Here is a 21,058-nt window from a genome sequence, read left to right as displayed (position 1 = left end):
AATTTGTTCGTAGGGAATAGTTTGTCCGAACCAGAGCTCCGCTTTACCAGCCTCGAGCTGGGCGACGAGGTCGCCGAGTCACTGCAGGCCGTTCTGCCCCGGATGGCCGAGCGGACGGTGGCCGCCGTGACCGCCGAGGTGCCCAGTTACACGCGGGCGTTCACCGGCCGGATGGGCCAGACCATCGAGACCGCGGTTCAGATGGCGCTCGGCGCCTTCCTGCGGCTGGCCGTCCGCTCGCACGACTCGGACCCGACGGCGACGTTGACACCCGCGCTCGACGGGGCCTATGCACTGGGCCGCGGCGAGGCCCGCCAGGGTCGCACCATGGACGCGCTGCTCTCGGCCTACCGCGTCGGTGCCCGCGTCGCGTGGCGCGAGCTGTCCTCGACCGCGGTGGACGCCGGACTGCCTGCCGAGACGGTCGCCCGCTTCGCCGAGCTGGTGTTCGCGTTCATCGATGAACTCTCGGCGTCCAGCGTCGCCGGGCATGCCGATGAACTGGCGACCACCGGACGCGTCCGGCAGCGGTACCTCGAGCGGTTGGCCAAGCAACTCCTCGCCGGCGAGACGGCGGAGGAACTGTGGGCGAGCGCGGAGCGCGCCGACTGGCAGCCACCGGAGACGTTGACGGCGATCGTGCTTGCCGAGGCGCAAACCCGAGGTCTGGCAGCCCGATTCGGCCAGTCCACGCTGCAATTGAGCGAGGATCTGCCCGGGGTGGACGCCAAGGAATCGTTGGCGGTGCTGTTGGTGCCCGACCTCGACGGCAGGCACCGCGGCCAGTTGCGGTCGGCCTTGCAGGGCCGACGGGCGTTGGTCGGGCCGGCCCGGCCGTGGACGCTGGTGCAGTCGTCGTACCGACGCGCGCTACGGGCGCGCGAGCTGACCATCGACGATGACGTCGTCGACACCGACGAGCACCTCGTCGAGCTGGTGCTGACCGCCGACCGCGAGGCCGCCGACGATCTGCGCCGCCAAGCCCTCGCGCCCTTGGCGGACCTTCGGCCCAACACCGCCGAACGACTGGCCGAGACGCTGAGATCGTGGCTACTGCACCAGGGTCAGCGCGACGCGGTCGCCGCCGACTTGTTCGTTCACGCGCAGACGGTGCGCTACCGCATGACTCAGCTGCGGGAGCTGTACGGCGACCGGCTCAATGATCCGAAGACCATTCTGGAGCTGACCGTGGCGTTGGGGGTTCCGCGGTGAGCCGCAAGGGTGCAGCCGCCTGCTGGCTGGTGGCGGGTGCTGCCTATCTGAGTCTCGAATTCGCTTCTGCCACTGCCGTTCCCGGGTATCGGTACGACCGCGACTTCATCAGCGATCTCGGTCGGCCGGACTCGCCGCTGCACCATCTGATGAACACGGCGTTCGTGGTGCAGGGCACGCTGCTCTGCCTGGGCGCGGTGCTGCTGGCGCGGGGGTCGCGGGATGGTCGGACCGGTCTCTTCGTGGGCTTCGCCGCCGCCAACGCCGTCGGCAACCTGGTGGTCGCCGCGGTGCCCAGCGGCGGGCCGGGCATCGCGTGGGTCCACGTCACCGGCGCGGTGGTCGCCATCGTCGGCGGCAACGCGGCCATCCTCGCCGGTACTCGGTTCGTCAGTGCCAACCGGGCCTACCGGATCGCGTCGGTGGCACTCGCCGCGCTGGGGCTGCTGAGTTTCACGGCGTTGGCCATCGGAGCGACGACGTCGGCGACGGTGCTCCTACCCGGTGCGGTGTGGGAGCGGACCAGCGTGTACACGATCATCGGCTGGCAAATGCTGTCGGCGCTGGCGATCCTTCGCCGCTGACGACGAGGTCAGGCCGCGCCGGGTGCCGGGGGTGCGGGTGCCACGGGCGCAGGCAGTCCGAGCCTGCCAACGACGAAGTCGGCCGCCTGGTCCACCCGGCCGTCGGCGACGTACTGGTTGTGCAGGCCGTAGTCGCCACCGCCGGAGCAGATCGGGTCGCCGGGCACGCACGACTCCAGGGTCTTGCCCGCGTACAGCGGGCCGATGGTCACCGCCGGCTGATTGATGAAGTCCATGAAAGCGGCATCCGGCTTGCCGAAGAGCGCCACCGCGGCGACGTGGTCCGCCACCGACGCGGGCATCGGACCCGTCACACCGGAGTCGGCCGCGCCGGGGGGCACGACGTCGGCCGTGGTGAACCCCGCCACCGCCGCCCCCTGGGAGTAGCCGCTGAGCACGATCTTGGTCTTCGGGCAGTTGGCCGCGGTGGCCTGGATGTGCGCCGCCGCGTCGTTGATGCCGTCCACGGCCCGCGGGAAGTCGATCGTCGCGGGGTACTGCACCGCGTACACCCCGAGGGACTTGGTTCCGAGCTTGGAGCGCAACGAGTTCTCGAACGCCTCACCCATGTAGCCGAGGCCAACGGGCTCACCCGTGCCGCGGGCGAAGACGAGATCCACGTCGGGGCAGGCCGGCGGAGCGGCGGCGTCGGAGAGGGGTTCGGCGATGGCGCCGGGGGCTGGTGCGATCACCGTCGCCCACGTCGACACCAGCGCAGCACCGAGTACTTGCGTGAGCAGGCGCGAGTTCATGCCGCTAGGTTGCCTCGATTCCGGAGGTGCAAACCTTCCGAATTCAGTGATCTTCGCGACGATCTTCGCGACGATCTTCGCAACGATCTTCGCAACGATCTTCGCAACGATCTTCGCAACGATCTTCGCGACCTCGCGCACCACGCGCCTCGGTCGAACTCCTACGTGCCGCAGAACGTTTGGTAGGGCCCGAAATCGTCGGGCGCCGGCGCGGCGTACCGCTCGAGGTCCGCCCGCTCGTCGAACGGGGAGCTCACCGCGTCGAGCAACCGCGCCACGGGGTCGAGATCACCCGACGTCGCCGCCGCGAGGGCTTCCTCCACGAGGTGGTTCCTCGGGATGTAGACGGGATTCACCCGGTTCATGGCCTCGGCGTCGGGGTCCAGCGCCCGCCATCGCGCGAGCCAGCCGTCGAAGGTCGCGAGGTCGACGAACAATCCGCGGGCCGGCTCGGTGTCGCCGCGGGCGGCCAGGCCGAGGAGTCGGAAGAGCGATGAGTAGTCGACGTGGCTCTGCTCGAGCTGCGCCAGCAGATCCGCCGCAAGGGAGCCGACGGTCGCGTCGTCGACCGTGGCGGACAACCCCAGCTTCGCGCGCATGCCTGCCGACCAGGCCGCGTCGTACGAGGCGCCGAAGCGACCGAGTGACTCCACCGCTTGGTCCACGGCCTGCTGCTGGTCCTCGGCGATCAGCGGCAGCAGGGTCTCGGCGAAGCGCGCCAGGTTCCACTGCGCGACGACCGGCTGATTGGCGTAGGCATAGCGCCCGGCGTGGTCGATCGAGCTGTACACGGTCGCCGGGTCGTAGGCGTCGAGGAACGCGCACGGCCCGTAGTCGATCGTCTCGCCCGAGATCGTCATGTTGTCGGTGTTCATCACGCCGTGGATGAAGCCGACGAGCATCCACCGCGCCACCAACGACGCCTGCGCCGAGACGACCGCGTCGAACAACGCCAGGTACGGGTTGTCCGCCGAGGCGGCATCGGGATAGTGCCTGGTGATCGCGTGGTCGGCGAGCCGGCGCAACACGCCGAGGTCACCGGCGGCGGCCGCGTACTGGAAGCTCCCCACCCGAAGGTGACTGCTCGCCACGCGGGCGAGCACGGCGCCGGGCAGCGGCGTGTCGCGCTGCACGGGTTGCCCCGTGGCGACGACCGCGAGCGCCCTGGTGGTCGGGATGCCCAGGGCGTGCATCGACTCGCTGACGACGTACTCCCGCAGCATCGGGCCCACGGCGGCGAGGCCGTCACCGCCGCGCGCGAACGGTGTGCGCCCGGAACCCTTGAGGTGGAGATCGCGCGACCGGCCGTCGGTGTCCTCGAGTTCGCCGAGGAGTAGCGCGCGGCCGTCACCCAGACGTGGTGTGTATCCACCGAATTGGTGCCCGGAGTAGGCCTGCGCCACGGGGGTGACGCCCTCGGGAACCTCGGCGCCGACCAGCAGGCGTAGCCCGGCGGGAGTCCTGAGCCACGCCGCGTCGAGCCCCAGTTCCGCGGCGAGCGGTTCGTTGAGTGCCAGCAGGCGCGGGTCGGGTGCCTCGGCGGCGTGCCAGGAGACGGCCATCTCCGGCAGGTCGCGGGCGAAGTGGCTGGGGTGGAGGACGGTCGTCGACGGTGCTTCACTCACCTCATCCAGCGTACGGAGTGCCCACGGGTTCGTGGGGTTCGGAGGTAGCGTCTGCCAGATGCGCAACGTCGTCATCACCGGTCCCGGCGCGGTCGAGGTTCGCGACGCCCCCGATCCGGTTCCGCCAGGACCCGACGGGGCCGTGGTCGGGGTCGAGTCCGCGGCGATCTGCGGCTCCGACTTGCACTTCTACGACGGCGATCTGCCGGTGGGCGACGGTGTCGCGGTCGGTCACGAGTTCATCGGGACCGTGCTCGAAGTCGGTCCCGAGGTCACAGGGGTGCGGGTCGGCGATCGCGTCCTGGCCGCCTCGGTCACCGGCTGCGGGCGGTGTGCGGGTTGTGCCACCGGCAACCCGGTCACGTGTGTGCAGGGGATGCAGATCTTCGGCTCCGGCGGACTCGGTGGGGGTCAGGCGACGGCAGTCGCGGTGCCTGGCGCCGACTTTCAGCTCATGCGGATTCCCGACGGCATGGACGACGAAGCCGCGCTGTTGCTCACCGACAACCTGTCGACCGGCTGGATCGGCGCGAAGAAGGCCGACATCCCGCCGGGCGGCACGGTGGTCGTGCTCGGCCTCGGCGCGGTGGGGTTGTGTGCCGTCCGGGCGGCCTTCGCGCAGGGCGCGGGCACCGTTCTGGCCGCCGACCCCGTGGCGGGCCGGCGCGCGCTCGCGGTCGATTCGGGGGCGACCGCACTCGAGGGACCGACGGTCGCTGCGGTGCTCGAGCACACGGGGGGACGGGGTGCCGACAGCGTCATCGACACGGTGGCCCTGGACGCGACCCTGAACGACGCGCTGGCCTGCGTTCGCGCCGACGGCACGGTGTCCGTCCTCGGAGTGCACGACCTCGACCCGTACCCCCTGCCGATCCTCATGGCGCTGATCCGCAACCTCACCCTGCGGATGACCACCGCGCCCATCCAGCAGACGTGGACCGACCTTCTTCCCCTGGTGACCGGAGGCAAGCTGCGCACCGACGGCATCTTCACCCACCGCTACCCGCTGGCCGAGGCGGCCGACGCCTATGCCGCGGTCGCGGCCCGCACCCCCGAATGCATCAAGGTGATCCTCGACGTGCCGTCGTCGTGACCCTCAGCCGGCGTAGACGACCTCGTCGAATGGCCACGCCTCGGCCAGCCACGCCCGAACCGCTTGACGCAGAACGGGATCGAGGTCAGCGACGTCGGCCGTGACCCACGACCGGACGTCCACGCTGCCGCGCCGCGGCCCGGGATCGAGGTAGACGCAGCCGATGACGTCATCGGTGTCGGGCCTCAAGACGGTGTAGGCGAAGGCCACTCGCCGCTCGAATTCGTCGGCGTGCCGCACCAGGTCGCCGAGGTTGGCCTCGGCGGTGAAGCCCTCGTCCGGCGGCCAGCCGTAGTTCGCGAAGCCCGGAGTGGATTGGATGTGGCTGATGCTCGACATCCACGCGGCGAGATCGGCGGCGTTGTGCCCCGGGCCCAGCGGTTCGAGCCGGAAGCGGTCGCCGACGAGTGCGCGGGGGACGTCGAAGTCGGCCGGCACGAATGGTTCTCGACTCATCGGTTCACACTAGGCGCGGCGCGGTCGCGGTCAACATGGCGGCCAACATGTGCACGATCTCCTCGGGATCCCCGTCCTGGGCGGACCGCTCGTGCTCCGCGGCGAGGGCGAACATCGCTGTGGCGACTGCGGCGACGCGGCGCCGACGAGCCCGGCGATCGGCGACGGGCACCGCGTGCGACAGGGCCTCCAGAACCCGTGGCCAGGCCGTCTCCGCCGAATCGTGCGGTTCTGTCCGCAGCCGCGGGCCGACCACCTGGAGGAACCGGGCGTAGTGCGTGCTCTCGAGGCGTAGCAGCGGGAGGACGAGGACGCGCATCAGCGCGTGGACGTCACCGGCGTCAAAGGCCTCCCCGGCGTCGAGGTCACCGAGCATCCGCTCCCGCTCGCGCTCCATGGGCAGCAGTCGGCGCGCCACCACGGCGTCGAGGAGATCCTGCCTGCTGTGGAAGTGGTAGTTGACCGCCGAGTTGTTCCGCTGACCCGCCGCCTGGGCGATGTCGCGCAGCGGCACCTCGAAGCCCCGTTCGGCGATGAGCCGTTCGGCGGCGTCGAGTAGCGCGTCCTTCGATCGGGAGCCACGGTCCACCGGGCCCATGTTAGGCGTTTCCCGGCACGAATTAAGCGAATGTGCTTAACTCGGTATCGGTCAGCCCCGCCGGAAGGATGCCGCCATGACTGCTGCTGAAGAGGTTCGCGAGATCGACGCGGGCATCCCGATGACCCGGTTCGCGAGGGGTTGGCACTGCCTGGGTCTGGCCGAATCGTTCCGTGACCGAAAGCCGCACGGAATCAATGCCTTCGGGACCCGGTTGGCGGTGTTCGCCGATCCCGACGGCGAGATCCACGTCCTCGACGGCTACTGCAGGCACATGGGCGGTGACCTGTCGATGGGGACGGTCAAGGGCGACACCCTGGCCTGCCCGTTTCACGACTGGCGATGGCAGGGCTCGACCGGTCGCTGCGTCGAGGTGCCCTACGCCCGACGCACCCCGCGATTGGCGCGTACGCGAAAGTGGCTGTGTCAGGAGGTGAACGGCCAACTGCTGGTGTGGCACGACCCCGAGGGCTCGACCCCGCCATCGGAGCTGACTCCGCCGACGATCGAGGGGATGAACGAGGGCAGGTGGTCGCCGTGGACGTGGAACTCGATCCTGATCGAGGGTTCGCACTGCCGTGAGATCGTCGACAACAACGTCGACATGGCCCACTTCTTCTACATCCACCGCGCGTACCCGACGTACTTCAAGAACGTCATCGAAGGTCAGGCGGCCAGTCAGTTCATGGAGTCCAAGGCGCGACCGGACACCACGCCGAACTACGAAAGCCTTTGGGAGGGAACGAATCTCCGGTCCGAGGCGACCTATTTCGGACCTGCCTACATGATCAACTGGTTGCACAACGACGTCGCGCCGGACTTCACCCTCGAGGTGGCGCTGATCAATTGCCACTACCCGGTCTCGCAGAATTCGTTCGTGCTGCAGTGGGGTGTCGCCGTGCAGAAGATCGAGGGGCTGCCCGAAGACAAGGCCGGGCGGCTGGCCGCGACGCTCAGCAAGAGCTTCGGCGAGGGCTTCCTCGACGACGTCGAAGTGTGGAAGCACAAGACGCGCATCGACAACCCGCTGCTGACCGAGGAGGACGGTGCGGTCTATCAGCATCGTCGGTGGTACGAACAGTTCTACGTCGACGTCGCCGACGTGACCGATGACATGGTCGCGCGCTTCGAACTCGAGGTCGACACCACGCACGCGCACGGGATCTGGCAGCAGGAAGTCAGCGAGAACCTCAGGCGTCGAGCTGCGTTGCCGTCCGGGTAGATCGGAGGTGCGTGGCGTCGCAGCCCTCGGGCTGGCGGTGGTCGTGGCGCTGGGCGGCCCCTGCATCGGTCGCGCGGCTGCCGACGCCAGCGCACTCTGGCGAATCGTCGACGGTCAATGCGTGCCGAACCAGGTGGCCCACGGCAACCCCGCACCCTGCGCGGAGGTCGACCTCGACGCCGGGAGCGCGGTGCTCAAGGACCTCGTCGGCGCCACCCAGTACCTCCTCATCCCGACCGAACGGAGCTCGGGCATCGAGGATCCGGCCATCCTGGCACCCGGCGCGCCGAACTACTTCGCGGCCGCGTGGCGCGCACGCTCGTTCGTCGACGAACGCGCCGGCGTGACGCTGCCGCGGGACTGGGTCAGCCTGGCGATCAACTCGGCGTTCGCCCGGTCGCAGGATCAGCTCCACATCCACGTCGACTGTCTGAGTCCCGACGTACACGACGCCCTGGCCGGCCACGCCGCGGCGGTCGGTCCGGCCTGGGCGCCGTTCCCGGTGCCGCTCGCCGGTCACCGGTACGACGCGGTGCAGGTCGGCGGTGAGGATCTCGACGTCGACCCCTTCGACCTCCTGGCCGACGGCGTGCCGGGCGCCCGTGACGACATGGCCGCGCGGACGCTCGTCGTGGTGGGGACGGTGGCTGCCGACGGCCGACCCGGCTTCGTGATCCTCACCGACCGCGCCGACCCGGCGGCCGGGGACCTAGCCGAAGGCGAGGAACTTCAGGATCACGATTCCTGTCCGCGGCTGGCGGCGGTCGCGCCGGGCAAGTGAGCGCATGGTCGACGGCCGGGCTATTCGGGTTCGCCGTACTCGTCGAACCAGTACGCGAGCTTGCCCCGCCGGCTGACCGCGCGGAGTCTGCGTTCGGCCGCGTTCCTGGTCTTGGAGGTGGTGACGATCAGGAGTTCGTCACCGGCCTCGATGCGGGTGTCCGGCAGCGGAACGAACGTGTGGCCGTCGCGGATGATCAGCGTGATGACGCTGGGGTCGGGGAGCCGGAGCTCCAGAACCGTCACGTCGTGCAGGCGCGACGTCGGCCGCACGGTGAGCGTCAGCAACTCCGCCTCGAGCACGTCCAGCGGTGCGGACTCGACCTGGATCTCTCGCGGTGAATCGCGGGGGATCAGGTGCAGGGCGTGTGCGATGGGCCGCAGGCTGGGCCCCTGCACCAGGGTGAAGACCACCACCAGGAGGAAGACGACGTTGAGCAGGCGGTTGCTGTCGGGCACCCCCGCGACGATCGGAAAGGTCGCCAGGACGATGGGCACCGCACCACGAAGACCCGCCCACGACAGGAAGATCTGCTCGCGCAGCGGAATGCTGAAACCGGCCAGTGAGCCGACCACCGACAGCGGTCGGGCGACCAGGAGCAGGACCAGCCCGACGACGATCGCGGGAACCACGTCGGCAGCCAGCTCGCTGGGGTCCACCAGCAACCCGAGCAGGACGAACAGGCCGATCTGCGCCAGCCAGCCCAGCCCCTCGGCGAAGGACCTGGTCGCCGAGCGGTGCGGCAGCCCGGAGTTCGCGAGCACCACCGCGGCCAGATAGGCGGCGATGAAGCCGCTGGCGTGCACGGCGCCCGCCGCCGCGAAGGCCACGATGCCCAGCCCGAACGTTCCGATCGGATACAGCCCGGATGCGGGCAGGGCGACGCGTCGCAGCATCAGCGCGCCGAGGAATCCGCACGCCAGCCCGATGGCGGAGCCGGCCAGCAGTTCGTACACCAGGTCCGCGACGGCGCTCTCCGGCTCGAATACGAAGGGGACGGCGCTGAACATGAGCACGAAGATGACGGCAGGCGCATCGTTGAATCCGGACTCGGCTTCGAGCAGCCCCGCCACCCGCCGGGGCAGCGGCAGGACGCGCAGCACCGAGAACACCGCTGCCGCGTCGGTGGACGACACGATGGCGCCGAGCAGCAACGCGAGCTGCCAGTCCATCCCGAGCAGCAGATGCGCACCGGCCGCGGTGACCAGCAAGCTGATGACCACACCGATGGTGGCCAACGCGCCCGCCGGCGCCAGCACCTTGCGGATGTCGGCGAAGCGCGTCGTCAGACCGCCCTCGACGAGGATGACGGCCAGCGCGGCGGTCCCGACGTTCCTGGCGAGCTCGACGTCGTCGAACTGGAGCCCGAGGCCGTCCTCCCCGATGGCGACGCCGACGAGCAGGAAGAGCAGAAGGCTGGGGAACCCCACCCGGGTCGCGACGCGGGTGCCGACGATGCTGGCCAGCAGCACGAAGCCGCCGATCAGCAAGGCCAGGTACAGCTCGTGCAGGCTCAAGGTGTTCCGTTTCGGGCATCGTCGTGGCGGCCAACGGCCAGGGGCGCCAACCGGAGTGTCCGGTCAGTATTTCAGGAGGGCAACCGGATGGGGTCGCGGCGACACCGCCGCCCCGGATGGACGAAGATGGCGGAGTGGCGGAGCGACGGACGCGGATCGGGATCGCCGGCGCAGGCAACGTCGGCAGATCCGTCGCGCAGGAACTCCTCGACAACGGTCACAAGGTGCTGCTGATCGAACGCGAACGCCGCAAGTTCGAACCGGACGCGGTTCCGGACGCGGACTGGCTGTTCGCCGACGCCTGCGAGTTGACGACGTTGCAGGAGGCGGGCGCCGAGACGTGTGACGTCCTGATCGCGGCGACCGGTGACGACAAGGCCAACCTCGTCGTCGGCCTGCTGGCCAAGTCGGAGTTCGGCGTGCCTCGAGTCGTCGCGAGGATCAACGAGATCCGCAACGAGTGGCTCTTCACCCAGGCGTGGGGGATCGACGTGGCGGTCTCGACCCCGGGGGCGATGGTCGCCGGGGTTGAGGGGGCCATCGACGTGGGCCACCTGGTGCGGCTGATGGGCCTCCGTCAGGGGCAGGCGGATCTGGCGAAACTAACTCTGCCAGAAGACAATCCGCTCGTCGGTCAACGCGTCGGGGACCTCGGCCTGCCCCCGAACGCCGCCATGGTCACCCTGGTCCGCAGCGGCCGCGTCCTGCTGCCCACGCCCGATGAGGTGCTCGAGGCGGGTGACGAGATGCTCTTCGTCTCCGACAGCTCAGTCGAGAGTTCCATCAGGGCGGCCATCCACGGCATCGAACCCATTCGAGCCGGGGATGACGTGCCGGGCTTCTGATCGCCGCACTCGATGCCTAGGCTGGACGAGACCGAGAGGGGTGCCCGTTGACCGCCACCATCATCATCGCCGTGGCACTACTGGTGGGCGTGGGCCTCGTCGTCAGCCAGCTGGCCCGCCTCAAGGAGTGGCTGGGCAAGGCCCCGCCCGAAGAGCCGCCCACGGAGTAGGCCGTCAGCGCGGCGGGCTGGCCAGCACGACGTCGACGGCCGCCTCGATGACGGCGTCGTCGGGCACGGTGCCGAACATGATCGCCGGGCAGGCGACGACACCGGTGAGCATCGAGACCGCGGCATCCAACGCCGGGCTGGAGAAGCGCTGACCGAGCATCTCCCACATTTGATGCTGTCCGTCGGTGTTGACCTTGTGCCTGATCCGCGCCATCTGCTCGACCGACGCCCACTCGGCCATTCCGGACAACACGCGATCAAGTCGCATGTCGACGATGCCCTTGCGGAACACCTTGAGCTCTTCGATGAGGTCCGTACGCAGGTCGCCGGTGAGTTGATGGTGGGGCATCTCGCCGAGGCTCTCGATCGCCATCGCGATCAGGTCGATCCGCGAGGGCCAGTGGGTGTAGAGGGTGGTCTTGGAGTAGCCGGCGATCTCCGCGACCCGCGCATGCGTCACGGCGTCGGAACCCTCGGTGGTGAGCACCTCGAGAGCGGCCCTCGCGACGTCGGCACGCGTGCGCGACACGCGGGCGTCCTCGCCCGTGTCCCTGCTGGCGTCGGCGGGTGCCATTGGTCGTCACTTCCTTCTTCTCGTCTGCTCGCGGTGTTCGCAGACCTGGACGCGAAGTTAACTTATGCACTTCTGAGCCAGTACTGGTCGCCTCTTGCATTATTGGACGTTTAGACCAATAGTGTACTGGGAATCAGTTTTCTCGACGCGGGTGTCAAGTCCCGGCGCGGCGTCGACCCACCGAACCGGCAGAAGGAAACCCCATGTCAGCAATTCTCTTCGGCTCGATCAGCACCCTCGCCGACACCTCTGAACTGCAACGTCAAGCCTTCAACGACGCCTTCGAGGCCTTCGCCCTCGACTGGCAGTGGTCCCGTGAGGACTACCGCTCGATGCTGACCTCCAGCGGTGGCGCCAACCGGATCGAGGAGTACGCCGCTTCCCGTGGACAGGACGTCGACGCCGCGGCCGTCCACGCCAAGAAGTCGCAGCTCTTCCAGGACCTGCTGCGCACGGCCGACGTCTCGCCACGGCCGGGGGTGGTTGAGACGGTCGAGGAGGCCAAGCGCGGCCAGCACAAGGTCGGCTTCGTCACCACCACGTCGCAGGGCAACATCGACGCCCTGCTCTCGGCCCTGCGCCCGCACATCAGCGCCGAGATGTTCGACCTGATCGTGGCCAGCGACTCGGTGTCCAGCCCGAAGCCCGACCCGGCCGCGTACGAGTTCGCGCTCGAACGACTGGGCGAGGACACCACGAGCGTGGTGGCGATCGAGGACAACGTCGGCGGGGTCAAGGCCGCGAAGGCCGCAGGCATCACCTGCATCGCCTTCCCGAACGCGAACACCGCGGGCGGCGACTTCTCCACGGCCGCGGAGACCGTCGACTCGCTCGACGCCGGTCGCGTCGTCGGCATCGCCACGTCCTGACGCCAGCCCCGAGCCACGACACCCTTACCGAGGAGCACCACGATGAGCAACCTTCAGGCCCGAGTGACCGTGAGCGACAGAACGTTCCACGTCACGGGTTACGAGAAGATCGAGTACAGCCTGGTGTACGTCGAAGGCGTATTCGCCATCGACAACACCGATCTCGCGGACAGTTACCGTCCGTACGGCCGCGCCCTGATGGTCGTCGACGACACGGTCTACGAAATCTACGGCGAGCAGATCCGTGCGTACTTCGACTACCACGACATCGCGCTGACCGTCATTCCGGTGCAGATCCGGGAGACGGCCAAGTCGTTGGATACCTTCGAACGGATCGTCGGTGAGTTCGACGCCTTCGGGTTGGTACGGACCGAACCGGTGCTCGTGGTCGGCGGAGGCCTGACCACCGACGTCGCCGGATTCGCCTGTGCCAGCTATCGGCGCAACACCCCCTACATCCGGATCCCCACCACGCTGATCGGCCTGATCGACGCCAGTGTGTCGATCAAGGTCGCCGTCAATTACGGCAAGCACAAGAACCGGCTGGGGGCCTACCACGCGTCACAGAAGGTTTTGCTGGACTTCTCGTTCCTCAAGACCCTGCCCGAGGATCAGGTGCGCAACGGCATGGCGGAGCTCATCAAGATCGCCGTGGTCGGCAACGCGGGCATCTTCGAACTGCTCGAAGAGCACGGCGCCCAGTTGCTCCAGACGCGGTTCGGGCACCTCGACGGCACACCCGAGTTGCGGGCCGTCGGCGAGCGGGTCACGCATCAGGCCATTGCCACGATGCTGGAACTCGAAGCGCCCAACCTGCACGAGATCGACCTGGACCGCGTGATCGCGTTCGGCCACACCTGGAGCCCCACATTGGAGCTCACACCGTCCGTACCGTTCTTCCACGGGCACGCCATCAACATCGACATGGCGCTGTCGACGACGCTGGCCGAGAAGCGGGGTCACATCACGGTCGCCGACCGGGACCGGGTACACGGCGTGATGAGTTCGCTGGGCCTTGCGCTGGACAGTGAGTACCTCACCCCGGAGCTCCTCGACTCCGCGACGTCGTCGATCCTGAAGACCCGTGACGGTCTGCTGCGGGCGGCGATTCCCAATCCGATCGGGCACTGCCGCTTCCTGAATGACGTCACCACCGGCGAGTTGACCGACACCCTGACGTTGCACAAGAAGATCTGCCTGGACCATCCCCGCGGCGGTGACGGCGTCGACGTCTTCACGGTGCCCGAGCAGGACGTCGAGTCGTGACCGACGTCGCGGTGCTGTCGACCGGCCGGGCCGCGCAGGCTCGACCGGTGACGCCATCGACGATCCTGGCCGCCGAGCTCGCGGACCTGTGCCGCGAGCTCGATGCGGTCCCCGGCGTCGATCCGGTTCTCGCACAACGGTTCCGGCGAGCCCGTGATCTGGCGGCGGGGCTGGACCCGTACCTCGATCAGTGCACGACCCCGGAGTCGCCGGCGTTGGCCGAATTGGCGCACCGCACGCGGGAGACGGACTGGGAGTCGGCGCCGGGCGAGGTTCGGCTTGAGCAGGAGATGCTGTCCGGCCACGTCGAGGGCCAGGTGTTGAAGTTCCTGGTGCATCTCGCCGGGGCCACCCGGGTGCTGGAGATCGGCATGTTCACCGGGTACTCCGCGTTGGCGATGGCCGAGGCGTTGCCCGACGACGGGACGCTGGTCGCCTGTGAGATCGACTCGGCGGTGGCAGCATTCGCCCAAGAGAGCTTCGACACGTCACCGGCGGGACGCAAGATTGCGATCGAGGTCGGACCGGCCATCGATACGCTGCGCCGGCTGGCGGCCGCGGGCCGAGAGTTCGACTTCGTCTTCGTCGACGCCGACAAGCCCGGCTATCTCGACTACGTGGAGTTCCTGCTCGGCAGCACGCTGCTGGCACCGCGGGCGGTCATCGCCGTCGACAACACCCTGATGCAGGGCGAAACCTATGCGGACGTGGACATCTCGCGCAACGGTGCAGCGATCTCGGGTTTCAACGCGGCACTCACCTACGACCCACGCGTCGAGCAGGTGCTGATCCCGTTGCGCGACGGGCTGACGCTGATCCGGCGGACGCCTCGGTGACAGCGCTGCTCGAAACCGGCACCCCGGCCACCGCGAGCCTGCTCCAGCGCCGAGGCTTCAACCCCGGTCGCACCGTCGCCACTCTCGCCGGGCTGGCCCTGACGTTGCCCGTCGACCTGGGTCTGGTGGCCGCCGCACTGGCGGTCCGGAGGCGAAATCCTCTGGTCCACCGGACGATCGGCGCGCGACGGACCGTCCTCATCAGCGGTGGCAAGATGACGAAGGCGCTGCAGCTGGCCCGGTCGTTCCACTCGGCGGGCCATCGGGTGATCCTCGTCGAGTCGCCCAAGTACCGCTTCACGGGGCACCGGTTCTCCCGCGCGGTCGACGCGTTCTACTCCGTGCCGGAGCCGACCGCGCCCGACTATGCCGACGCGCTCCTCGACGTCGTCGAGAAGGAAGGGGTGGACTTCTTCGTGCCGGTGTCGAGCCCCGCCGCGAGCGTTCACGATGCGGCGGCACGGCGCCTGCTCGACGGTGTCTGCGAAGTGATCCACGTCGGCGGGGACGCCATTGCGATGCTCGACGACAAGGCCGAGTTCTCCCGGGCCGCCGCGGATTTGGGCTTGCGCGTACCCGACTTCCGCAGAATCACCGACGCCCGTCAGGTCGAGGAATTCGACTTCCCCGAAGGGCGGAGCTACATCCTCAAGCGAATCGCGTACAACCCGGTGGGGCGGATGGACCTCACCCGGTTGACCCGTGACACGCCGGAGCGCAACGCCGCCTTCGCGCGCTCGCTGTCGATCTCCGAGGACGATCCGTGGATCCTGCAGGAGTTCATCGAGGGCAAGGAGTACTGCACCCACGGCACGGTCCGACACGGTTGGCTGCAGGTCTACGCGTGTTGTGAGTCGTCGGCGTTCCAGATCAACTACGAGAACGTCGACAAGCCGGAGATTCGTTCGTGGGTGGAAGAATTCGTCGGCGCGTTCGACCTCACCGGTCAGGCCTCCTTCGACTTCATCGAGGGGGCCGACGGCCATGCCTACGCCATCGAGTGCAACCCACGCACCCACTCGGCGATCACCATGTTCTACGACCACCCGCAGGTGGCCTCGGCGTACCTCGACGACGGACACCCCGTCATCACCCCCCGCCCGGGGTCCCGTCCGACCTACTGGATCTACCACGAACTGTGGCGTCTGCTGACCCAGGCCGACCGCCTGGGTCGACTCAGGACGATCCTCCGCGGTAAGGACGCGATCTTCACGTGGTGGGATCCATTGCCCTATCTGATGGTTCACCATCTGCAGATCCCGGCGCTGCTGTGGGCCAACCTGCGGGCCCGTCGGGGCTGGACGCGGATCGACTTCAACATCGGCAAGCTCGTCGAGCCGGGGGGTGACTGACGTGGCGCTCTCGGTCCTGCATCTCGTCGGGTCCGCGGTGGACGAGTTTCACGCCGACCTGTCCCGGTTGTACGCCGGGGCGTGCCTGGACGCTCTCGTGGACTCCGAGCGCTACGACGTGCACCTGGCCTACGTGTCCCCCGATGGCACCTGGCGCTTTCCCGGTGACCTACGGCCGACGTCTCTGGCCTCGGCGGTGACCATGTCACTGCCCGAAGCCGTTGCGCACCTGGAACTCCTGAACGTCGACGTGGTCGTGCCGCAGATGTTCTGCCTTCCCGGGATGACGGCGTATCGCGCGCTGTTCGACGTCCTCGGGATCGCGTACGTGGGAAACCCGCCCGACGTGATGGCGATCGCGGCCGACAAGGCCAAGGCCAGGGCGATCGTGGCCGCGGCGGGTGTCGCGGTGCCCGCGGGTGAGGTGGTGCGTCGCGGTGAGCGATCGCAGCTCCCGCCACCCGTCGTCGTCAAGCCGGTCGATGCCGACAATTCGATGGGGGTGACCCTGATACGCGATGCGGCGGACTACGACGCCGCGGTGGAACACGCGCTCGATCACGGGTCCGCGGTACTCGTCGAGACATACGTCGAGCTGGGCCGGGAAGTGCGGTGCGGCATCGTCGTTCGAGGCGGCGAGCTGGTCTGCCTGCCGCTCGAGGAGTATGCCGTCGACCCGGTGACCAAGCCGATTCGCGGACGCGACGACAAGCTGAATCGGACCGACGGGGGTGACCTGTACCTGGTGGCCAAGGACCCCAGCTGGGCGTGGATCGTGCCGGAGGACGACCCGATCACCGAGGCGGTCTGGGAGGCGGCGCGCCGGTGCCACGTGGCCCTGGGGTGCAGGCACTACGGTCTGTTCGACTTCCGGATCGATCCCGACGGCAGGCCGTGGTTCCTCGAAGCGGGCCCGTACTGCTCGTTCGCCCCGGGCAGCGTCATCGCGGTCATGGCCGCGGCAGCGGGCACCAGCGTGGGCGATCTGTTCGCCGACGCGGTGCGCGAACTCGACCTGGGAGCGGCGCGGTGCCTGACTACGACCCCTTGACCCCGGTCGGTGCCACCGTCACCGGTCTGAGGGTCGACGCGATCGGCGCGCGGCTCGCGGACGAACTGCGTGACGTGCTCGCGGAGCACGGGGTGATCGTCCTACCCGGGCAGGACGACGTGGACGACGACGCGTTCCTGCGCTTCCTGCGCAGCTTCGGCGACACGGTGTTCACGGCCGGTGAGACCCCAGTGCCCGGTCACGACGAGCTCAACGTCATCAGCAACGTCGGGCGCACCACGCCACCGCGGTCGACCTTCCACACCGACACCAGCTACGTGCGAAAGCCGCCCGCCTACACTGCATTACGCGCGGTAACCGTCCCGGCCCAGGGCGGTCAGACGCTCTTCACCAACCAGTACTCCGCGTACCAGAGGCTGCCCGCCCAGATCCGCAGCTGGCTGGACGGCCGCACGATCACCCACGTCGTCACCGGACTAGACCTCGACGAGGAACACGAGACGTCGGCTGAGCACCCCGTCTTCCAGGCCCACCCGCGGTCGGGACGGACGGCGCTCTACCTGTCGACCCCTGCACGTTGCGCATCGGTCAGCGGCCTCTCGCCGCGGCTGGCGAAGGTTGCCGTGTCGTTCTTGTTCGAGTTCTCCACTAGCGAGGACAACGTCCATCGACACGCGTGGTCGCCGGGCGACGTCGTGATGTGGGACAACCGGTGCGTGCTGCACCGCGCCGACCACGACGGAGTGATCGGCGATCGCGTCATGCACCGCGGGATGGTCGCGGACGTTCCGTGACGTCAGTGAACAGTTTCCGAAAGCTGTCAACTGAGGGTGCCGACGGCGGTAGCGTCTCGGCCATGACCCTGACAACGCTCCAACACGATGACGTCATCGCGACGGCCGCGGGGATGCGCGACCTGGTACGCGCCGAGGCCACGGAGTCCGAGCGGTTGCGGACCCTGTCGCCCGCGATCGTCGACGAGATGTGGGCCACCGGCCTTATGACGGCGTTCAATCCCGGCGAGGCGGGTGGGGTGGAGCCGTCCTTCGCCGAGATGATCAACACGTGGATCGAAATGGCCTGGCAGGATGGGTCATTCGGCTGGACCGGGATCGCGAATCTGCCATCGTCGTTCGCCGCGGCGTCGTATCTGCCCGACGAGGGTTTCGCCGAGGTGTTCACCGCCCACGACAACCACGTCACCATGGGCGGCCAGTTCGCCCCGAACGGCCAAGGCGTCGTCACCGACGGCGGCTACCGGCTGACCGGGTCGTGGAGTTTCGGATCCGGCACCGGGCATGCGCAGTACGTGGCCGCGGGCTTCATCCCGATGGACGACGGTGAGATGCGCTGGATCAGCGAGGGCATCCCCGAACTCATGGTGGCGCTGCTGCCGCGTGCAGAGGTGACCTTCACCGACGGCTGGAACGTGCAGGGACTCAAGGGAACCGGGTCCTATGATTACAACGTCGCCGACGTGTTCGTGCCGGCGTACCGCACGTTTCGGTTGTTCACCACCGAGCCGTTGCGCGGCGGATCGCCGGCCGGGCGGATGGGCATGATGCCGGTGACCGCGGCAGGCCACGCGGCATGGGCGCTGGGCGTCGCGAAGAGCATGCTCGACGACGTCCAGGAACTGGCGGCCACCAAGTACCGGATGAGTGACATGGAGTCACTGGCCACCCGGCCCACCTTCCAGAAGGACCTGGCGCATCACGTCGCGGCCTGGCGGGCTGCGCGATTGCTGGTGCTCGAGGCGTTCGGCACCGCCGAGGCCGAGGTCGCGGCGGGGGACGGCCTCACCCCGACGCTGCGGGTCGACATGCGGGTGGCCGCGGTCTACGCCACCGACGTGGCCCGCGAGTGCGCACAGTGGGCCCATCTCGCTGCGGGCACGACCTCGATCCGCGAGGGCAGCCGGCTCGAGCGGGCGTTCCGCGACGTGTACACCGGCACCCAGCATGCGTTCATCAGCGAGAAGGTCGCGATCGACTCCGCGCAGGTGTGGCTGGGCATCATCGAGGATCATTTCTCCTTGTGATTTGCTAGCGCGATGGCCATCGCTCTGACCGAAGACCACCAGGCGCTCGCCGAGTCCGTGACCGGCTTCGCGGCACGGCACACCCCGACCGCGACGACGCGTGACGCGCTCGACCACCTCGCGGCGGGAGTCGAGCAGCCGTTCTGGGCCGAACTGGTTCGCCAAGCGCTGCACGCCGTCCACATTCCCGAGGAGTTCGGCGGCCAGGGCGGTGGCTTCGAGGAACTGGCCGTCGTCATCGAAGCTGCCGGCGCCGCAATGCTTCCCGGGCCGCTGCTGCCGACGGTGCTGGCCAGTTCGGTGGTGGCGCTCGGCGGGGAAGGAGCCGCGCGGGATGTCCTGCTCCGGGCCTTCGCCGAGGGGGCGACGGGCGCCGTCGTCCCACCGTCGCACGGCATCTCGGCGATACGTCGCGGTGATGGCTGGGCGCTCTCGGGTGCGAGCCTGCCGGTGCTCGGCCTGATGTCGGCCGCACATCTGGTCGTCGGCGCGGGTTCCCCGGACGGTGAGGTCTGGCTGCACCTCGATCCCGCCGCGCCAGGTGTCACCCGGGAAATGCTGGAGGGTACCGATCTGACTCGCGACGTGGGTGGACTGCGACTCGACGACGTCCTGGTGGTGGCCGGCGACGAGATCGTCGGTGTGGACGCGACCGCGGCCAGGACCATGACGGTGGGGCTGCTCGCGGCCGATGCGGCCGGCGTGATGCGGTGGTGCCGCACGGCGTCGGTCGACTACGCCAAGGTGCGCGAACAGTTCGGGCAGCCCATCGGGATGTTCCAGGCCGTCAAGCACAAGGCCGCGCGGTTGTTCATCGCCGAGGAGTTGGCGTCCGCCGTCGCGGCCGACGCCATCCGCAGCCTCGATCAGGATGCCGATCAGCAACGGGTCGCGGCGGAGACGGCGATCGTCATCGGCCTCGGCCGCGCGGTCGACGCGGTGATGGAGGCGATCACCATTCACGGCGGTATCGCCGTCACCTGGGAGCACGACCTCCACCTGTACTGGCGACGGGCGATCAGCGTTGCGGCACAGGCTGGTTCGGTGCGGTCGGCCGTCCGCCGGCTCGGCGAGGTGGCGCTCGGCACGAAGCGGGACTTCACGATCTCGACCAGTGAGACCGACGACCCCGAGTTCCGCGGATGGGTGGGCGGTGTACTCGACGAGGCGCTCGCGTTACCGCCCGACGAACCGAGTACCGACGATCCGACGAAGGTCTACACCAAGGGGCGCCGCCGCGAATTCCTCGCTGCGGCAGGGCTGGTCGCGGCGCACTGGCCCACACCGTGGGGGCTCGGCGCGACGGCCGCACAGCAGGTGATCATCGCCGAGGAGTACGCCAAGCGGGACCTCGCCCCGGCGAAGGTGTTGGTCGGCGACTGGGCGGTGCCAACGATCCTCGCGCACGGTACGGAGGCGCAGAAGGAACGGTTCGCCGGCCCCACGCTGCGCGGTGACATCATCTGGTGCCAGCTGTTCAGCGAGCCGCAGGCGGGATCGGACCTGGCGAGCCTGAACACCAAGGCCGAGAAGGTCGATGGCGGTTGGACACTGAACGGGCAGAAGGTGTGGACGTCGGATGCGCACCACGCGCACTGGGCGATCTGTCTGGCGCGCACCGAGCCGGACGCCGCGAAGAAGCACCGCGGGCTGAGCTACTTCCTGGTCGACATGCACGCGCCCGGCGTGACCGTGCGACCACTGCGGCAGCCCAGCGGTGACGCGCACTTCAACGAGGTCTTCCTCGACGAGGTCTTCGTGCCCGATGACCTACTACTCGGGCAGCGCGGCGAGGGCTGGGCGCTGACCATGACCACGCTGGGGAGCGAGCGGACGACGATCAGCTCGATGATGACACTCGGTGACGACGACCGCGTGCGCAGGATCATCGACGAGGGTTCGTACTGGGGAGATCGCGCCGACGCCATCGAGGCGCTCGGGGAGATCGTCGCCGAGACGACCGGCGTTGCGGCGCTGAACTATCGGGAATCGGTACGTCAGCTCCACGGCGACCGCCTCAGCCCGGGAACGTCGGTGGTGAAGGCCGCGTCGGCGGAACTCGGTCGCACGACCGCAGCCATCTCCCTGGACCTCATCGGTCCGGGGGCCAGTCTCCGGCACGCACCCGCCGACGTGGTCTCCAACGAGATGTTCGTGCCGGCATTCCTCATCGGCGGGGGCACGGTGGAGATCCAGTTGAACGTGATCGCCGAGCGGATCCTGGGCTTGCCGCGCGGGTAGCCCCGCGCGGAC

General features: G+C 68.7%; 21 protein-coding genes. 15 read left to right on the top strand and 6 right to left on the bottom strand.

From position 1 onward, the window contains the following. The first annotated feature begins 21 nt into the window (after positions 1-21). Together QUE68_RS27520 and QUE68_RS27515 are read left to right on the top strand one after the other, a co-directional pair. Positions 22-1,212, top strand: coding sequence for a PucR family transcriptional regulator (locus QUE68_RS27520; RefSeq protein ID WP_286274765.1), 1,191 nt, complete (start codon positions 22-24; stop codon positions 1,210-1,212). Continuing rightward, positions 1,209-1,796 (top strand): DUF998 domain-containing protein, encoded by a 588-nt coding sequence (locus QUE68_RS27515; protein ID WP_286274764.1) that lies wholly within the window; start codon positions 1,209-1,211, stop codon positions 1,794-1,796. The genes QUE68_RS27520 and QUE68_RS27515 overlap by 4 nt, the downstream gene beginning before the upstream one ends. A gap of 8 nt (positions 1,797-1,804) precedes the next feature. Here the strand turns inward: QUE68_RS27515 and QUE68_RS27510 are convergent, their stop codons facing one another. Next, positions 1,805-2,548, bottom strand: a complete 744-nt coding sequence (locus QUE68_RS27510) for a cutinase family protein (RefSeq protein WP_286274763.1) — start codon at positions 2,546-2,548, stop codon at positions 1,805-1,807. A 161-nt stretch (positions 2,549-2,709) separates the two neighbouring features. Continuing rightward, on the bottom strand, positions 2,710-4,173 hold the full coding sequence (locus QUE68_RS27505; RefSeq protein WP_286274762.1) for a protein adenylyltransferase SelO: 1,464 nt from the start codon (positions 4,171-4,173) through the stop codon (positions 2,710-2,712). Between the two features lie 58 nt (positions 4,174-4,231). On the opposite strand from QUE68_RS27505, the gene QUE68_RS27500 reads away from it, so the two are divergent. After that, positions 4,232-5,266, top strand: coding sequence for an alcohol dehydrogenase catalytic domain-containing protein (locus QUE68_RS27500; RefSeq protein WP_284229967.1), 1,035 nt, complete (start codon positions 4,232-4,234; stop codon positions 5,264-5,266). Between the two features lie 3 nt (positions 5,267-5,269). On the opposite strand, the gene QUE68_RS27495 is transcribed toward QUE68_RS27500, so the two are convergent. Together QUE68_RS27495 and QUE68_RS27490 are read right to left on the bottom strand one after the other, a co-directional pair. After that, positions 5,270-5,722 carry a GNAT family N-acetyltransferase gene (locus QUE68_RS27495; RefSeq protein ID WP_286274761.1) on the bottom strand — a complete coding sequence of 151 codons (453 nt, stop codon included), beginning with the start codon at positions 5,720-5,722 and terminating at the stop codon, positions 5,270-5,272. A gap of 4 nt (positions 5,723-5,726) precedes the next feature. Further along, positions 5,727-6,311 (bottom strand): TetR/AcrR family transcriptional regulator, encoded by a 585-nt coding sequence (locus QUE68_RS27490; RefSeq protein WP_286274760.1) that lies wholly within the window; start codon positions 6,309-6,311, stop codon positions 5,727-5,729. A gap of 85 nt (positions 6,312-6,396) precedes the next feature. Here QUE68_RS27490 and QUE68_RS27485 point away from each other — a divergent pair, with 85 nt between their 5' ends. Beyond that, a complete protein-coding gene (locus tag QUE68_RS27485; protein ID WP_286274759.1) occupies positions 6,397-7,542 on the top strand; it encodes a Rieske 2Fe-2S domain-containing protein in 1,146 nt (381 codons plus the stop codon). 7 nt (positions 7,543-7,549) lie between these two features. Then, positions 7,550-8,323, top strand: a complete 774-nt coding sequence (locus tag QUE68_RS27480) for a CDP-diacylglycerol diphosphatase (RefSeq protein WP_286274758.1) — start codon at positions 7,550-7,552, stop codon at positions 8,321-8,323. A gap of 20 nt (positions 8,324-8,343) precedes the next feature. On the opposite strand, the gene QUE68_RS27475 is transcribed toward QUE68_RS27480, so the two are convergent. After that, entirely contained in the window at positions 8,344-9,840 is a 1,497-nt protein-coding gene (locus QUE68_RS27475) for a potassium/proton antiporter (protein ID WP_286274757.1), read from the bottom strand. 134 nt (positions 9,841-9,974) lie between these two features. On the opposite strand from QUE68_RS27475, the gene QUE68_RS27470 reads away from it, so the two are divergent. Next, positions 9,975-10,685: a potassium channel family protein gene (locus QUE68_RS27470; RefSeq protein ID WP_284229956.1), complete on the top strand. Its 711-nt coding sequence runs from the start codon at positions 9,975-9,977 to the stop codon at positions 10,683-10,685. Positions 10,686-10,732: 47 nt separating this feature from the next. After that, a complete protein-coding gene (locus QUE68_RS27465) occupies positions 10,733-10,855 on the top strand; it encodes a hypothetical protein (protein ID WP_286274756.1) in 123 nt (40 codons plus the stop codon). A gap of 4 nt (positions 10,856-10,859) precedes the next feature. On the opposite strand, the gene QUE68_RS27460 is transcribed toward QUE68_RS27465, so the two are convergent. Continuing rightward, positions 10,860-11,429, bottom strand: a complete 570-nt coding sequence (locus QUE68_RS27460) for a TetR/AcrR family transcriptional regulator (protein WP_286274755.1) — start codon at positions 11,427-11,429, stop codon at positions 10,860-10,862. A gap of 203 nt (positions 11,430-11,632) precedes the next feature. Between QUE68_RS27460 and QUE68_RS27455 the strand changes: the two genes are divergently transcribed. The 8 genes from QUE68_RS27455 to QUE68_RS27420 all read left to right on the top strand — a co-directional run bounded on the left by QUE68_RS27455 (position 11,633) and on the right by QUE68_RS27420 (position 21,046). Next, a complete protein-coding gene (locus tag QUE68_RS27455; protein ID WP_286274754.1) occupies positions 11,633-12,298 on the top strand; it encodes an HAD family hydrolase in 666 nt (221 codons plus the stop codon). A 42-nt stretch (positions 12,299-12,340) separates the two neighbouring features. Next, positions 12,341-13,564, top strand: a complete 1,224-nt coding sequence (locus QUE68_RS27450; RefSeq protein WP_286274753.1) for a sedoheptulose 7-phosphate cyclase — start codon at positions 12,341-12,343, stop codon at positions 13,562-13,564. Beyond that, positions 13,561-14,400 (top strand): O-methyltransferase, encoded by an 840-nt coding sequence (locus QUE68_RS27445; protein WP_286274752.1) that lies wholly within the window; start codon positions 13,561-13,563, stop codon positions 14,398-14,400. The genes QUE68_RS27450 and QUE68_RS27445 overlap by 4 nt, the downstream gene beginning before the upstream one ends. Next, positions 14,397-15,752, top strand: coding sequence for an ATP-grasp domain-containing protein (locus QUE68_RS27440; RefSeq protein ID WP_286274751.1), 1,356 nt, complete (start codon positions 14,397-14,399; stop codon positions 15,750-15,752). Before QUE68_RS27445 ends, QUE68_RS27440 begins: the two co-directional genes overlap by 4 nt. Before the next feature lies 1 nt (position 15,753). Then, on the top strand, positions 15,754-16,803 hold the full coding sequence (locus QUE68_RS27435; RefSeq protein ID WP_455012624.1) for a D-alanine--D-alanine ligase family protein: 1,050 nt from the start codon (positions 15,754-15,756) through the stop codon (positions 16,801-16,803). Further along, positions 16,782-17,558, top strand: a complete 777-nt coding sequence (locus tag QUE68_RS27430; RefSeq protein ID WP_284229938.1) for a TauD/TfdA dioxygenase family protein — start codon at positions 16,782-16,784, stop codon at positions 17,556-17,558. Before QUE68_RS27435 ends, QUE68_RS27430 begins: the two co-directional genes overlap by 22 nt. A 62-nt stretch (positions 17,559-17,620) precedes the next feature. After that, positions 17,621-18,805 carry an acyl-CoA dehydrogenase family protein gene (locus QUE68_RS27425; RefSeq protein WP_284229936.1) on the top strand — a complete coding sequence of 395 codons (1,185 nt, stop codon included), beginning with the start codon at positions 17,621-17,623 and terminating at the stop codon, positions 18,803-18,805. 12 nt (positions 18,806-18,817) lie between these two features. Beyond that, positions 18,818-21,046: an acyl-CoA dehydrogenase gene (locus QUE68_RS27420; RefSeq protein WP_286274750.1), complete on the top strand. Its 2,229-nt coding sequence runs from the start codon at positions 18,818-18,820 to the stop codon at positions 21,044-21,046. The last annotated feature ends 12 nt before the right edge of the window (positions 21,047-21,058 follow it).

The organism is Mycolicibacterium sp. TUM20985, from assembly GCF_030295745.1.
GTDB lineage: Bacteria > Actinomycetota > Actinomycetes > Mycobacteriales > Mycobacteriaceae > Mycobacterium.
This window is presented reverse-complemented; position numbering and strand designations above follow the sequence as displayed.